The sequence below is a fragment of the Methylomonas defluvii genome (assembly GCF_033949435.1).
Classification (GTDB): domain Bacteria; phylum Pseudomonadota; class Gammaproteobacteria; order Methylococcales; family Methylomonadaceae; genus Methylomonas; species Methylomonas defluvii.
The window spans coordinates 1-15,927 of sequence record NZ_JAXARY010000040.1 but is presented as its reverse complement, the minus strand read 5'-3'; the positions used below and the strand labels follow the sequence as shown (position 1 = coordinate 15,927).

8 protein-coding genes are annotated in these 15,927 nt (G+C 55.1%); 5 read left to right on the top strand and 3 right to left on the bottom strand.

All coding sequences use genetic code 11. The features are described 5' to 3' along the window. Window positions 1–69: 69 nt before the first annotated feature. Window positions 70–960, bottom strand: coding sequence for a hypothetical protein (locus QLH52_RS23895; protein WP_319963207.1), 891 nt, complete (start codon window positions 958–960; stop codon window positions 70–72). A gap of 361 nt (window positions 961–1,321) precedes the next feature. On the opposite strand from QLH52_RS23895, the gene QLH52_RS23890 reads away from it, so the two are divergent. The 5 genes from QLH52_RS23890 to QLH52_RS23870 all read left to right on the top strand — a co-directional run bounded on the left by QLH52_RS23890 (window position 1,322) and on the right by QLH52_RS23870 (window position 11,960). Next, the gene (locus tag QLH52_RS23890) at window positions 1,322–2,707 is read left to right on the top strand and encodes a putative Ig domain-containing protein (protein WP_319963206.1); all 1,386 of its coding nucleotides are present in this window, start codon (window positions 1,322–1,324) and stop codon (window positions 2,705–2,707) included. A gap of 28 nt (window positions 2,708–2,735) precedes the next feature. Next, window positions 2,736–10,121 (top strand): RHS repeat-associated core domain-containing protein, encoded by a 7,386-nt coding sequence (locus QLH52_RS23885; protein WP_319963205.1) that lies wholly within the window; start codon window positions 2,736–2,738, stop codon window positions 10,119–10,121. A gap of 2 nt (window positions 10,122–10,123) precedes the next feature. Then, window positions 10,124–10,696, top strand: coding sequence for a hypothetical protein (locus tag QLH52_RS23880; RefSeq protein WP_319963204.1), 573 nt, complete (start codon window positions 10,124–10,126; stop codon window positions 10,694–10,696). Between the two features lie 186 nt (window positions 10,697–10,882). Next, window positions 10,883–11,362, top strand: coding sequence for an exosortase family protein XrtM (gene xrtM / locus QLH52_RS23875; protein WP_319963203.1), 480 nt, complete (start codon window positions 10,883–10,885; stop codon window positions 11,360–11,362). Continuing rightward, window positions 11,349–11,960, top strand: coding sequence for a hypothetical protein (locus tag QLH52_RS23870; RefSeq protein ID WP_319963202.1), 612 nt, complete (start codon window positions 11,349–11,351; stop codon window positions 11,958–11,960). Before xrtM ends, QLH52_RS23870 begins: the two co-directional genes overlap by 14 nt. Before the next feature lie 20 nt (window positions 11,961–11,980). Here the strand turns inward: QLH52_RS23870 and QLH52_RS23865 are convergent, their stop codons facing one another. Next, window positions 11,981–12,595 (bottom strand): recombinase family protein, encoded by a 615-nt coding sequence (locus tag QLH52_RS23865; protein WP_319963201.1) that lies wholly within the window; start codon window positions 12,593–12,595, stop codon window positions 11,981–11,983. Between the two features lie 236 nt (window positions 12,596–12,831). Next, window positions 12,832–15,798, bottom strand: a complete 2,967-nt coding sequence (locus QLH52_RS23860) for a Tn3 family transposase (protein WP_425258005.1) — start codon at window positions 15,796–15,798, stop codon at window positions 12,832–12,834. Window positions 15,799–15,927: the final 129 nt, after the last annotated feature.

The following is a 15,927-nucleotide window of genomic DNA, read 5'->3' as shown; positions in this document are numbered from 1 at the left end:
GGCCCAGTGGGAGCGAAGCTACAATTTGACGACATATTAGGTTAAGCTAATTGAACGAGGGGACAAAAACTAGCGAGGCACCTCAATCTCTCCCGATTGAATGCCAATCGCGATTTGCTCCAGCAGCTTTGCGAATCGATACAGTCCGGGATATTCGGCACAAAGGTCGCTCATTCCGCTACCGTCGGAAAGATCCAGTAACCGCTTGAACAGATGCATGTCAGGCTCCATATGGGCCAACAACATAAAATCGTCACCAACGCCTGCCCTGGCAAGTTCATTAACCTTGCGATCCAGCAATTCGGCAAGCGCTCGCCTTTGAGAAACGCGACAGGTATTATCGTCGGTAGCCACCGTTTCTTCCCGAGGCGAGGCAGGCGTCATCTCCAAACGATCAGATGCGATATCCAGATATCCTATGTTGTCCCGACATACCCAATTGAGCAATTGACCGGGTGGGTCTGGACATTGTTGAAAATTACTGAGCGCCTGCTGATACTGCGCATCGGTCGTGGTCGAGCGTTTGATACGCTTTAGATTGTCTTTTAGTCCCGTCAAACCCTCTTTTCCAATCTCGGAACGAAAAGCTGTAACGCCCTGATTCGGTCCGATTACCAGGATAAAGTATTCTCCTGTGCTGACCATGATATCCAGCACCGCCTGTACCAACGGATTGTTAGGATTGACCAAGACGTTGTAGGTACCGAAACCGTAGAAATCGAAGGCAAAATGGACAACTTCGAAATGGGCATCGCCTAGCAACGAATGCCCAAAATTGAAGCCTGGTTCCGTGATCTGCTGAGGAATGCTCTTGCCGGGCCGAAGCGTCAGAAGGCCAAGTTTTTGCTTTCGTTCCTCAATCATGCCGAGCGCAAAGCACGGTGCTGTTGCCGCAACAAAATCATCGATAAATTGCCGATGTACTGTCAGTTTCGGAAGAAGGGAATGGACGTTGCTCACACATGGCCTCGCTTTAAAGTTTGGGTAGTATTCACATAACCGGAAAAACCGCCAAATAAATTTAGCTCAGTACCAACCTTGATTTTCGCCCTTAATACACTTGTCATATTATTCCTGTAGTTTCTCACGGCGAGACCATTATTTGCCGCGTTAGCCTCACTAAATCCGTAAGTGCCGGGACATAGTCCGCTCACCTACGCGCAAGCTTATCCGATAGTATTTCCGATGGCTTGGCAAATGTGGTTGGATCAACGGATGGTTATGGCTTAGCCGCAGATGACTATCCCACTCGTAAACCGTATCGGATTTGATTGAGGCGGAATGTTCTCGGCCGGATGATTGGATCAGGGATAACATGGAAATGAAACGTTTAAGATTGGCTGCGGTGTGCTCAGGTATTTTCACGGCAACAGCCACAATGGCGGCACCCATCGACGATGCCCGATTCAAAGCCATGGCTTGGCTGATTACCCACCAAAACGGTGATGGCAGTTGGCAGGGAGCGCCGGGATTGGAGATGGCGGAGACCGCCGCCGCTGTCGAAGCCTTGATCAATGCCGGCATGACCAAAAGCGATACCTATGCGAAAGGGGTAGCCTGGCTGCAAAATCACGAAGCCTATAGCACGGACGCCTTGGCCCGCCAGATCATCGCCCTGGCACGATCCGGACGCGATACCTCGGATTTAGCATCCCGCTTGATCACTTGGCGCAACGATGAAGCGTCGCCCCAGAGCAGTTGGGGGGCTTACGACCACTACAGCACCAGTTATCCCGATACGGCCATGGCGTTGGAGGCCATAAAGGTGAGTGCTACAAGCTATGCTCAGGAAGGCTACAGTGTCTGTAACATCGTTGCCCAGCGCAATACCGGCAACGGCGGCTGGCCCTATTTCGTACCCCCCACTGGCTCCCAGTCTAGCCAGATTTTGCCGACCGCCTATAGCTTGATCGTGTTAAGCCGTTACAACACTTCAAGCTGTGGTTCGACGACGATTTCCAGCGTTCTGGCCAATGGCGCCGCCTGGCTGAAAACCCAACAGAAAACGCCGGGTGGTGGATTCGGCGAAGGCAGCGCCGGAACAGTATTGGAAACCGCGCTAGCCTATCGCGCATTGAGCACCGTACTTGGCGCTAGCGACCCGGCCGTCGTGAATGCGGAAAGTTTTCTCATTGCCCAGCAACAAGCCAACGGCAGTTGGGGCGGCGACGCTTTACTCACCACGCAAACATTAGCGTCGATCCCGGCAACGACTCTGTCGGATACCGACAGCGATGGCCTGCCCGATGGTACCGAGACACAAGCCCTGCTCGGCACCAATCCCAACGTACCGGATGCCTTCGGCTTGCTGAAGGGCAACGGACGCAGCGTCGCCGGCGAAACCACCGCCATCCCTCTCACGACCGCTTTTATCGATTTACCTTACAACGCCGCACTAAACACCAGCAATGGCACGCCGCCTTATAGCTGGCTACTGAGTTCCGGCGATTTACCGGATGGACTCAGCCTGGATAGCAATACCGGCCAGATCAGCGGCACGCCTACTTCACTTGGCTTATATAATTTTACCTATGAGGTGTTGGCAGCCGATATGCAAACCTCTGTTACCAGTCAAATCGAGGTAGCGGAGCCAACTGAGCCCACCCAGGTCCCGGCATTGCCTACCTGGGCTATGTTGCTGATGGGAGGGCTGCTTTCCTTCATCATGCGGCATGTTGAACATACTAAAGCGCGCAATCTCCGTTAAACCCAAAGGCTCGGCCAAGGAATTTTCCATGTCACTCGTTTCCGGTTTTCGCTCTCCCTGGGCGTTCGTTTGGCTCTGCCTGGGTCTGCTCGCAACATCATCACTATTCGCCGCGCCGCAAGACGCAGCTGTGTTACCGGATGCCGTGGTACAAACGCTACTCAAAGTGCATCAACAACCGGGCAATCCCTTGGCGCAGCAATTGCGCGAACATCTGGATGAAGCCGCCGAACTGCTCGATGAAGCCGATGAAGAGGATAGGCTGCAACAGAACGGTCAAGCCAATCTGCTATCGTCCAAGCAAGAGCTGCTGGAAGCCAAACGTTCTGAAATTGCCGATTTACGCCAGGATGTGGAGGCCGAACTCGACCGGATGCGCTCCAAACTGGCCGGGCTGAAACAACCCGACAAAGTGGATGACTTCGACCGTTATGCCAAGCAGGTCGCGCAGCGCTTCGACCGCATCAATCGCTCGTTATCGGGATTTTCTTCTGCTCATCAGGACGGCGATCGCCGCCGCGCTTTGGGGAATGCCAAGGCCGAATTGCGCGCATTGCATCACCGGAAACAAAGCGCCGACATGGCGCCCGAGGCAATTCCAACGCCGACGACCCGATTGGGCGCGGAGATCGAACCGACACCGGCGGAGCCCAGTAAGAAACTACCCCGCTATCTGAGCGCCGGGCCATTCAAGCCCGACGTGCCGGCCTATGCCTTTCTGCTGGATATGCTCGGTAAACCGGCCGAAGCGGCGGCACCTTCCGTGCCCACCGAAGCGCTGGCCTGCGGTTATGCCCCTGCCGATCTAAATGCTACAGAAGACGTCATCATTTCCGGAGAAATTCAAAATCTTGCCGCGAAACTGAATTACTCACCGGTCAAAATATACCAGTACGTTTATAACAACATCCGCTTCGAGCCCTATTTCGGCTCTATGAAAGGTTCGGAGGGCACCTTGTACAGCAGTGCCGGCGGCTCGACCGACCAAGCCTCATTGCTGATTGCGCTACTACGTGCCTCCAACATTCCTGCGCGTTACGTGCTGGGCGACATCCAGTTAATCGATTCGTCCAATCTGGGCGCCAACGGCCGCGGTCCACGCTGGCTCGGTGCCAAAAGTTACCAAGCCGCTGGCTCTATTTTGTCAGGCAACCTCAATCCTTATGCCGGAAAATATTCGAATGCCAATGGCATTTTTCTACGCCATGTCTGGGTCGAGGCCTGTTTACCTTACGGCAATTATCGCGGTGCGTCTGCCGACAACACCGGCTACCGCTGGATTCCGCTAGACCCCAGTTTCAAGGATAATACCTATCAGCCCGGTATCGCCGGCATTCAATCCAGCGTGGCATTCGACTACAGTGCGACCGGCTATTTGACCGGCCGCACGCATACCTTGCCGCACGAGCGCTATGCCGCTCAGGTTGAGACTTACGTAAAAGGTCTTAACGCAGACAACACCTTGCTGGACGTGCCTTACCTCGGGGAACAAACCGCCAGAAATTACGACATTTTGCCGGTCACGCTACCCTACAAAGTCACGCAATACGTCAATTGGAGCGGTTCGTCATCACCCGAGGCCGCTAGTCTGCCGGATAGCCACCGCCATCGCCTGTCGATCAAAGTCAAAAACGGTAGCGGCGCCGATCTGGTCGCCGAGCAAATCCTGTCGTTGCCGTCCATCGTTCACCAGCGTCTGACGTTGTCCTACATACCGGCCGATGCCGGCTCGCAAACTCTCTGGAACAACTGGAACGGCGATCTGGCCACGCCGCCTAGTTTGGTCAATCTCAAACCGATCATCAAGGTCGATGGCGTGGTCCAGGCCACCGGCACGAGCGCCGTCACTTTGGGCACTCAACATCGGTTGATCATGAAGGTAACTTTGGGCGATACCAGTCTCTCCCAAGCGTCATGCCGCAACGACGACCCGGCCAACAGCACGCCGGACCCCGACCTGCATTGCTTCAACAAAACCGTTTACACCAATCTGACCGCCGGCGCCCACCACGCCTTGATGGCCTATGCCCATCAAGGCTCGGATAGGCTGATTGCGGAGCGCGCCGAGCGTTTGACGCAAACCGTGCAATCGGCGCCGACCGCTCCGACGCCGGCCAACGCCGCCAATTACGATGAAACGGAAGGCGAACTGCTGCATATCGCCTTGATGAAGTACCTGCGTTACGTGACCGATGCGGGGCAGTACCTGGGAGAGCTCAACGGCATCAGCGGCGAAAGCGGTACCCATCTCGGCTTGACCGCCGCCGGACTCAAGGTCGATTACCTGTTCGATTTACCGTTCGCCGTGCATCCAAGCGGGCCTTATATCGATGTATTGGGCAATGTCGCCCATTTGGTCAAACTCGACACGACGGCGACGACGGCTGCCGCGCAACGCGCTGAATATTGGCCCACGTTCAAGCTGTTTGCCTACAGCGCGTCGGCCTACGAGCATTTCATCTGGCAGGAACTGATTCGCACTGACGCGGTATCCACGGTACGCGGCCTGCAATTTGCCGGCGAATCCGGCGGCGCTAACCCGCTGGTCACGCTCAATTCGAGTAATATCGGCAGTTGGTCTAGTCTGATGGATGCCAGCATGGCTCCTTATCAAACCGCCATCACCGCCGCTGTTAACGACGGTTCCACGGTGACAGTCCCCAAGAAAACCATTGCCTACACCGACGGCGGCGCCCAACCCAAAACCTGGAATGGCGCCGTCTACATGGTGGAAAACCAAACCAAGGGCTACTTCTCCGCCATGATCGCCGGAGGGCTCGGCGGCGGCTACCCTTTAGTCAATCCGAGTCCAATCACCACCAGCTATCCCCGCGACAGCTTCCTGCCCAGCAGCTTTTATACCGGGGCGTTGATTAACTCCACCACCTTGTCCAACGGTTGGAACGCCCTGCAAAGCTGGGGCGGCGACCCGGTCAACCTGGCCACCGGCAATATGTACCATTCGGAGCGGGACATTTCAGTATCGGGCCGGGGTTTGCCGCTGGTATTTGAGCGCAATTACAACAGCCGCAATCCGAAGGATGGCCCGGTGGGTTTCGGCTGGACTCACAGCTTCAACCACAAATTGAATTTCTACGGCAGCGAGGCCGGCTACGTCAAAGTCGGCTGGCTGGATGGTACAGGCAGCGAGCGCTTTTTCCGCCTGAGTGGCACGACTGTGCCGGCAAATAGCACCTTCCAGGCCGCGCCGGGTGTGTATTCGGTCTTGAAGCGCGAAGCCGACGGCAGCTGGAGTGTCACCGAAAAGAACGGCCTGCGTTACGGTTTCGAAAGCAATCCCGGCGCTACCGCCGGCCAGGCCGCCAAACTGTTGACCATCAAGGACCGTAACCTCAATACCCTGACGCTGAGTTACAACGCCGACCAGACTCTCAAGGACGTGACCGACGGCCCCGGCCGCAAGCTGGCGTTCAGCTACACGACCAGCCGCATCAGCCAGGTGGATGTCAAAGCCAGCGGCGGTACAGTGCTGGCCAGCCATCAATACGGCTACGACGGCAACGGCAACCTGACCACGTACAAAAGCCCGCTGGCGGTCGCCAATCAACACACCGCAGTCACGTACAGCTACTACAGCAGCGCCGACGGCCAAAACCTGAACCATGCATTGAAACGCACCACCGCGCCGCAAGGCGAAGGCATGCAGTTTTCCTACTACGTGGATGGCCGGGTGTTCCGCCACCAACGGCATAACAACGGCACGCTACTCCCGGAAACCACCACCTTCCGTTACCAGGACTTCCGCCGCGAAACCGTCACCGTCAACGAACGCGGCTTCGAGCGTCGGCATAGCTTCGATGCCAACGGCAACCCGCTACGTATCGTCGACGAAGCAGGCGCCGCCCACGACTACAGCTACGATGCCGCCAATCCCTTCAACCGCCTAAGCGAAACCGATCCGGCCGGCTTGAATGTGCAATACCAATACGATGCCGCCGGCAACGTCACCCGCATCATCCAGCCGTCCAGCGCCACCACCGAATACTACGACTTTACCGCGTTCAACGCCCCGCAACGCATCAAGGACGCTCTGGGCAACTGGACCCTGCTCAAATACGACGCCAAGGGCAACCTGACCGATACCATCAAGCTGAAAACCGGCATCGTGCCGACCGCCGGCACCACCCCGGCCCTGGCCAACATTGCCGCCTGGACTAAACGCAACTACGACGCCGCCAGCGGCCAGCCCACCCAAAGCAAAACCCTGCGCGACTTCAGCGGCGCGGTGTTGGGCACCTTCGCCGGCGGCACGGGACCGACCGTCACCACCACCTATGACGCCAACACCCTGTATCCGACCCAAATCGCCCGGCTGGGCGACAAGACCGGCGACGGCGTGATCAATGCGTCCGACCCGGCCGACACCGCTACGCTGCAATTCGACAGCCTGGGCCGGCAAAGCCAAGGCATCGATGCCGACTGGCAGACCGTCAGTAGCAGTTACGACGCCGACAACCTGCCTCTGACCGGCACCGATGCAGCCGGCCACCCGCGCGACTATTTTTACGACGGCGACGGCCGTTTGAACGGCCAGGAACTGGTATTGAACCAAAATGGCCAACTGCGGCTCTGGGACTCGGGCTTTCGCCAGTACGACAGCGCCGGCCGCCTCGAACAAACATTGGACGCCGGCGGCCACGTCAGTCAATACCAATACGATGCAGCCGGCAACCTCATCCAAATCACCGACCCCGACAACTACACGCTGGGCTTTGATTACGATGCCGTCAACCGCTGGACCAAGGCCTACGACAAGGCCGGGCACAACGTCAGCCGCAAACTGGACGCGGCCGGCCGGGTTAAAGCCGTCACCGACCCCAACGGCAATAGCACCGTCTACAGTTACTGGAATGCCGCGCAAGACGGCCGCCTGAAAAGCGTCACCCAACCCAAGGTCGGCAGCTACACCCTGGGGCAAATCCGCCAGTTCGATTACGACGCGCTGGGCCAAGTCGTCAAAACCACCGACACCCCGGCGGCCGGCTCCACGGAAGCCGCTCGCGATACCCTGAAACGTTACGACGCGCTGGGCCGCTTGATCCGCGTCGCCGGCCCGGCTTATGTCGACCAAAACCCAAGCAGCGCCACCTTCAACCAAACCATCCGGCCGGTCACCCGCTACGTCTACGACAACCTCGGCAATCTAAAGGAAATCAAAGCCGGCCAGACCACGGCCGACGGCGGCACAACCATCGACCCTGATACCGGCGCATCGGCTAGCGACACGGTGGCCACCCAAGCCAGTTACATCACCGACGACTTTGGCCGCAAACTCACCGAAACCGACGCCTTGGGCCAGGCCACAACTTATACCTACGACCTGAACAACAACGTCAAGACCCAACAAACCCCTGGCGCCACCGGCCACACCCTGACTTACGTCTGGGATTACGGCCACCAACTGCTCAGCGTCACTGCCGAAGACGGCAGAAAGATCGACTACAGCCGCAACCCCTTGGGGCAACCCACCCGCGCCGAAACCTGGAGCCCAACGCCTAATAGCCAGCTCGAAGCCGCCTACGACTACCAATACGACGCCGCCCACCGCTTGCAACAGGTCAGCGACAACCGGGGCTACAAAACCCTCGGCTATACCTGGAGCCCCGGCGGCCAGCTCGACAGCCTGACCGACAACGATGGCCGCGGCACCTACTACCTGTATGACGAAGTCGGCCGGCTAATCAGCCTGTGGGCGCCCAACTTCGACCACTACACCTTCGACTATGACAATGGCGGTCGGCTGGTCGAAGCCCGTTACCCCAACGGCATCGATCAAACCCTGACCTGGAACGCCGACAACAGCCTCAACAAAATCGCCCATAAGAACGCCGCCACCGTCATCGCCCAAGCCAGCTATGGCTACGACGGTTTAGGCCGGCGCAAGACCAATCAGGAAACCCTCAGCGGCCAAGCCACTCTCAGCTACACCTATGGCTACGACCCGCTGGATAGGCTGGTCAACGTCAACAACGGCACCACCACGCAAACCCAAGCCTTCGGCTACGACGTCTACAACAACCGGGTACTGAAACAGCTGGGAAATCCGGTCACCAACACCACGGCTTACAAGCATAACACCGCCCACCAGCTGACCGAAGTCCATCAAACCGACCTCAACGGCGCCTTGCTGGAAGCCTACCTCTACGACGAAGCAGGGAACCAGAGCAAAAAATGCAGCGGTACGTCCGTCACCCGAGCCAGCGACGCGGCTTGCGCGGGCAGCAACCAAAACCAATACGGTTACGACAGTTTCAACCGGCTCAACCAAGTGCAAGTCAACGCCGTCGCCACCGCCGGCTTCAAATACGACGACCAGGGCAGGCGCATTCAGAAAACCGAAGGCAGCGTCACCACCAACTACCATTACGACGGCAGCTCGATCTACGCCGAATACCCCGGCACCGCCTGGACGACAGCCAATGCCGTCTATGTGCAAGCGGGCACCGACCATCCGCTGGCCCGGCTGACCGGCAACATCAATCTGCCGACCGCCACGGCGACGTACTACCATCAAGACGGCCTGGGCTCTGTGTTGGCGACCACCAACGCCGCCAAGGCCGTCACCGCCACGCAACGGTTTGACGCCTACGGTAGCAAGATCGGCGGCCTTGGCACCGTTCCGCAGTACGGCTACACCGGCAGAGAACCCGACGCCAGTGGGCTGACTTACTACCGGGCGAGGTATTACGATCCGAACCAAATCCGGTTTACCCAGCGCGACCCGCTGGGCTACGTCGATGGGCTCAACCGCTACAGCTACGTCCACAACAATCCGATCAATTTTAATGATCCGAATGGCCTGTTGGCCAGACAGGTCATGGATTGGGGGCAAACACAAGGTATTAGTTACGTGAGTAGCGGACTCAATACGCTGACTCCAGGTTCGAACGCGCTCCAGCAATCGGCGCTTAATTACCAAGCCGGTAATTATTCGAATGCCGCGATTTGGGGATTTCAAGGGGGATTGGAAATTGCGGCTGCGGCTGTCACAGGCGGTGCTTCTCAATTTGAGAGTAAAACGGCTTCAAGTTTGGCAAATGCCGTAGCGAATACGGCAAATCAATACAGTAAAATTGGTTCCACCGGACAAATCGGTGAAAATGCGCTGAAGTTGCTTGGCGGCGAGTCGCAGGTCTATTTCAACACAAGCCAAGGTGGACGTTACGTTGATCAACTGGTCAATCGTGTTGCTAACGAATCGAAAGTGGGCTACACATCTTTAACCGCTGACATCAGAAATCAGATTGTCAAGGATGCGGAGTTGATTAATACTGGACGAATTGACGGTGCGACTTGGCACTTCTTCCAAAGTCCTGTTACCGGTGTTGGCGGGCCGTCGCAACCTTTGCTAGACATGCTAAAACAAAATAGTATCAACGTAATTATTCACTAACCATGACCTACGCAACGATACAGCCACCGTTTACACTTAAATTTCGGGAAATGTCTAAAAAGGAGTTACGGGACTATTTCGCATGGTTTCAGAACATTCTTCCGGAAAGACTTGACGAGCTAAGGAACGCAGTTCAGCAGACACAGGGTTTTGAATCATGGCAAGCCGATTTCACGGCAGCATCTCTTGATCCGTTGGGAAACTGGTTAGCAGCGCAAGTTGAGTCGCGCCCACGCACAGATGATGAAATTCAAGAGATTAAAGCTCACTCATCCTTTCCTATTGAAGTTCCTGAAGAGGAATTGTCTAACCAAACTTTTTCTCTTGCAATAGATGTGGGCATGTATTTAAGCATGGTCTTTTTGACTAATTACCCATCGCTTCGATGGGATCAAAGATTTGGTAATAAAAAAGATGCCGATTACGGTCAACCGGTTCTTGTTGGGTTTGGTTCTGTACCGTTTAATCCTGTATGGATGCTGGTAACGCTCGCCTATGGTGTCTTAAGTAAAAGAAAAACCGGCAAGAGTCTGCGCGACCTTTATGAGATTTGGGTCAAGATGATTCCAACTTAATGTAATGTGACCGTCTCGCACGATTATTGGGGGTACGTTATCGCACTGTTAGATCAAACTCGAAGCGTGCGGTGAGGTACGTACCGCACGCTTCAAAGTCGAAAACGTATCGCAAGGCGCTTTAACTATGGCACGTGAGCATTGAAAAAAGTCCAACCGAAAAAATTCCCCGAGTGGGTAACCTTCATGCTATTCGTAGCCTGCTACGCGCTGCTCGACTACGCTTACTTCAAGATTCCGGTCGACCTGTTTGCCAATGTCATCTACTTCCACGGTGTGGTGGCGGTTTGCGCCGATCTGGTCAATTGGCTAGCACCGTTGGAACAGGTTTGGCCTAAGCAAAACCATCTGCTTTCCGCCAAGGCCGACTTGGAAATCGTGCGCGGCTGCGACGGCGCCGGGGCGTTGTTTTTGGTGATGTCCGCCGTTTTGGCGTTTCCGTCCGGATTAAAACGGAAGGCGCTGGGTTTGCTGTTGGGCATCGGCTTGATCTATGGCATCAATCTGTTGCGCATTTGCGTACTGTATTTCGTCATCGCTTACCAACCCGGTTGGTTTCAGTTGATTCATACCTATGTGGCGCCGACATTGATGGTGGTGTTGGGCTGTTTCTATTTTGCCTGGTGGGCGTTTGGTTCGACACGTCAAAGCCATGAGCCGGCGTGAGCTGTTTGTTCTGACCTTGAAAGGTTTGCTGGCCTGGCTGGTGTTGTCCGGTTTGGTTGTGTTTTTTGGGGACAGCTTGATAACAGGCCTGTTCCCATTGCTGAAGGCCGTCATGATCTCGATGGCGCCGGACTTATCCCCCGGATTAAAGCTGGTGGAATCTGCACAATCCCAATTGGATGCCTCGATTGAGTTGTCGGCCTGGGTACTGCGGCCTGTTTATCTGAACGCCAGTCATTTCATTCCACCGCAGACTGTATTGAAGTCGTCTGCCCATTTGCTGCATAGCTTCGTGCCAATGGTCATCGAAGGTTCGATTCTGCTAATTTGGCCGGTGCAAGGCTGGCGGCAACGGTTATGGTTGCTCGGATTGGGTTTATTGGCAGCAGTTCTGGTGATCATGGCGACTTTACCGGCACAGCTATTAGGCAAATTGGAAATATCGTTTCAAGACATTGCCGAATCGGGCATCAATCCCCGCCAGGTACCCTGGTTCGTGGACTGGATGGTGTTTTGCGAGCTGGGCGGACGCTGGTTACTCGGGATCGTAGCGGCTTGGTTGTGCATTCAATTGCAGCGGGGGCTGTCGCGAGTTTGAGTTTTTTCGTCATAGGACTTTTAACCGCTAGACAGTAACTTTACGCCATCCGGCCGCAGTTCGCCTTTGGGCGAAACATGCCGATACAAGGTTTGCCGGGTAATGTTCAGTTCCTGACAAAGATTTCCCACCGTTGTTTCCGGCTGCCCCATCGCCGCCATGGCCAACCGCAGTTTGGCGGGTGTCATCTTAAAGGGTCTGCCTCCTTTCCTGCCGCGCGCACGAGCTGATGCTAATCCGGCTACGGTTCGCTCTGAAATCAACTCACGCTCAAATTCAGACAGCGCGGCAAAAATACCGAAGACCAGTTTGCCGGCGGCGGTTGTCGTATCAATAGCAGCGCCGTGACCTGTTAAAACCTTGAGACCAACACCTCTACTGGTCAGATCATGTACCGTGTTGATCAAATGGCGGAGATCGCGTCCCAATCGATCCAGCTTCCAGACCAATAGCGTATCGCCTTCTCGTAAGGCTTTTAGACAGGCGGCCAGGCCGGGACGGTCTTCCCGTTTCCCCGAGGCATAATCTTCATAAAGGTGCTTTGAATCGACGCCAGCCAGCATTAACGCATCGCGCTGCAAATCGCATGCCTGAGAACCATCCGCTTTTGAAACCCGCATATAGCCAATTAGCATTTTTCACCTGTCACTTATACGGTCGATTATGTGACAGCATGGGAGAATATGATTTGTTTATCAAAAACTGTCACTTAACCCGTCATTTATAGTATGACACACAAAAGGTATTAAATTAAGTTATAGTGACAAAAACAAACCCGAATTTTCATGCCGACGAAAATTAGTGCTGTGAACGTCTGACAATGACTTCAGCGATCAAAGAAGGCTTATCAAAAACCCTCGTTCTCGGCGGATCATGCGGCCAGGGTCAAGCGCCGTGCCATATCCAACTCGATACGACCATAGGGATTCACATGATGGTAGATCAGCGGCGAGATCGCACGCCAGTCATCTACTGTCATGCGATCACGCCAAGCAGGTTCCGCCAGCACTTCCTGAATGAACAGGGTATTCACGTACACCAGGCAAACTTGCAACAAGTGAAGAGACAGAACCCCTAATTCCTGATCTTCTATGCGGTTGGTTGCGAACTCGCCCCGCTCGCCATAGAAGATGAAGTCATTGGCGCTATTCCAGTTCTCCACCACGTTCAAGCCCTCGTGAATTTCCCGCCTCAGCGATTCATCGTGCAAGTAACGGCACAGGAAAATCGTCTTGATCGCCTTACCCAGCTCTGCCAGCGCCTTGTAAGTGGGGTGTATGACATTGGCACGGGTGAAGCGGCTCAGGATGGCTTCCGGTTCTGCTGTCCCCAAACGTAGCGCCGTTGTATATTTGATAACTTCGTCGTACTGCTGCCGTATCAGATTCCAATCGATAGCGCGGGTCAAGATCGGTTCCAAATTTGCGTACTGTGCCGCGTCTGCCGTTGCCGGCAGATACAATTTCTGCTTGGCGATGGCCTTGAGTCTAGGCAACAAGTCGAAGCCCAGAATATAGCTGAAGGCGAAAGCCACCTCGCTCTGGCCGTGGCTATCGACATACTGGCGTTCAATCTCCATATTCGTGCAATGCCGCAGTACGCCCTCGATCATCGCCGCCACTTCGGACGAGGAACAGCGCCGAAGCTTGGAATAGATGCACGTCGAGTTAGTATCCACATGCCAATAAATCATGACGCCGCGCCCACCATAACGCGCGTGCCATTCAGTCATCAAATTCTGATCGTAGGCGCCAAACTGCCTGGAATCGGAAGCGCAGGCAGTCGTCGCGTCGCCCCAAATGGCCGGATTGCGAATCCTGAAAATGCCGTTGACAACTTCGCTGATGGATGAGCGCAGTGCGTCTTTCTGCAAAAATCGGCGTTTGACATAGCGTAGCTCCTCAAAGCTGACGCTTGGCTGTTGACTGGCGATGCGCTTTAGGCCGACATTGGTGCCAATGCCGAATAGACAAAGCAGCAGGCGGCGTTGCAACAATGCCGGGTCGAGCGCTTCACGACTGGCGTTGGTGCGAAACGCTGTCGTAAAATTGAGCCGCAAGTCAACCTCTTTGATAATGTCAATCAGCTCGACATCTGACCAGCGCCGCCCAATCTCGCGTTTTAGCGCCGCCATATTTTGTGGCTCTGGCTGCCGATCTAATGGTGTCAGGTGGATAAGGTTTTTGCCTTGCTTACGCAGGCGAACCTTAGAATTGCTTGGAAGCCCGGTATTCAGTCTGGTCAACCATTCCCGCATGGCGGACTGTATTTGTGCAATGAATGCTTCCGCATCCTTGGGAGCCTTCAGCTGCTCGTAATAGCTATCACGCTTGGCCGCGAAGTCGGCGGGTAAATCGTACTCCGGGTTGCGATAGCGATCCGCGCCGGCAACCCAGATTTCTTTGGTGCGCAAGCGCTTACGCAGAGCTTTCAGTACGCAGATTTCATAGTTGATGCGATTAACCCGGTCTTTGCCTTCCTTGTCTGGCTCCACCACGATATCGCGCCATTTCTTTTCTACAATGCCTTCCAGCGGAACTTCATCGGCATTGTAGTATTGCCGCTGGCTGTCGCGATTGGCCTTCAGTATATCCAGGGCGTCGATGACGGGACGGTGTACGGTGTTATTGGATTGAAAGCATAGCGTTTCCAGTACCGGTATCAGCATCCGCCGGTAGTGGTGACCATAGGATGAGCGCATGGTTTCCTGCACTTCCCGCTCGAAGTCGAACCCCATGGTCTTAAACTCCTCAACCAATTCCTGCAATATCTTCTGTCCTACCACGGGATAGACAACCTCCTTGACAAGCCCTTCCGGCTGATCCACGGTGGCTTCGGCCAGCTTGAATAGAAGCCGTGTTTTGCCTCGCACCTTTTTGAATGCAGCGAATTGGCGCTTATCGATTCTTTTTTCGGCCCGGGCACCCAAATTGTGAATGACCTGCAACAGCAGATCGATTAAGGCATCGATCAGTTGTTGCTGACGCCGCCAACAGAACATGGACACCATGCTATAGCGAATCGCGTCAGGGTGGCGCCGTAATTCTCGGATCGATTCCGCTCCGCAACGCTGCCGGAATTGATCAATAAACTTGACGGGAATATCCTGAAATACGGCAGGCGTCAGGCCGATATCGGCGATACACTTGAGCTTGGCGATGGCAGTTAGCAAGCTATCGAGGTTGGCTTTGCCGGGGTCGATCTTCAGGTCGCTAAAGGAGATGGTTGTCGATTCCTCGTTGAGCGATTCTTCGCAGTCAGGTTCCTCGCTGGCAAGCAACCGGTCAATGGCGGCTTTGTTGGCCGCGCTCAATCGCGCAAAAATGGTCTCCAGTTGCCGTGTTTCGTAACGATGGACTGCGGACCGAATGACGCGATCAAGATGATCGCCGGCGGGTGGTTCCAGATGGTGTGTGCGACACCAATCGAGCGCCACGTCGAGGCCGTGGCGGGCTTGCGGGTCTAACGGCAATACATCGTCGCATAGCCACTGCACAAGCTGTTGTAGATCAGTGCCGGTTGCGCGGCGGAAACCAAGAAAAATACGAATAGTGCGCCGATGCCGTTGTCCTTGGCGGCCGCCAAACTCATACAATGACAACGCATCCGTCGTTGTACCCAGTTGCGTGGCTAACCACTGCACAGCGTTCCGGTCTACCTCTTCCTGGCGTTCAGGAAATCGACCGTACATTTCCATAAACTTGAGCTGAACCGCGAAACCGAGCCGTCCTTTGTCGGTCATGCCTGGCAACAATGCGGATTCGTCGCTAGTGAGCGTCCACAAGTCCTGTGCATCCGGATCGTTCCATGAATATGCCACGGCAAGCCCTGCTACGATTTGAGTTGGGCATATTATATCTAAAATCTCAGGGTTAGCTTTTTATTGGTCCCGGCTTTTAGCGGTCAGTTTTTAATTAGCTAATGCTTATATGTCGTCAAATTGTAGACTCGCTCCCACTGGGCCAAA

Bases quoted from the DNA above. Each gene is read 5' to 3' on its own strand.
- QLH52_RS23890 (WP_319963206.1), top strand. From the start codon at position 1,322: ATGAAACGTTTAAGATTGGCTGCGGTGTGCTCAGGTATTTTCACGGCA.
- QLH52_RS23885 (WP_319963205.1), top strand. From the start codon at position 2,736: ATGTCACTCGTTTCCGGTTTTCGCTCTCCCTGGGCGTTCGTTTGGCTC.
- QLH52_RS23880 (WP_319963204.1), top strand. From the start codon at position 10,124: ATGACCTACGCAACGATACAGCCACCGTTTACACTTAAATTTCGGGAA.
- xrtM (WP_319963203.1), top strand. From the start codon at position 10,883: ATGCTATTCGTAGCCTGCTACGCGCTGCTCGACTACGCTTACTTCAAG.
- QLH52_RS23870 (WP_319963202.1), top strand. From the start codon at position 11,349: ATGAGCCGGCGTGAGCTGTTTGTTCTGACCTTGAAAGGTTTGCTGGCC.
- QLH52_RS23865 (WP_319963201.1), bottom strand. From the start codon at position 12,595: ATGCTAATTGGCTATATGCGGGTTTCAAAAGCGGATGGTTCTCAGGCA.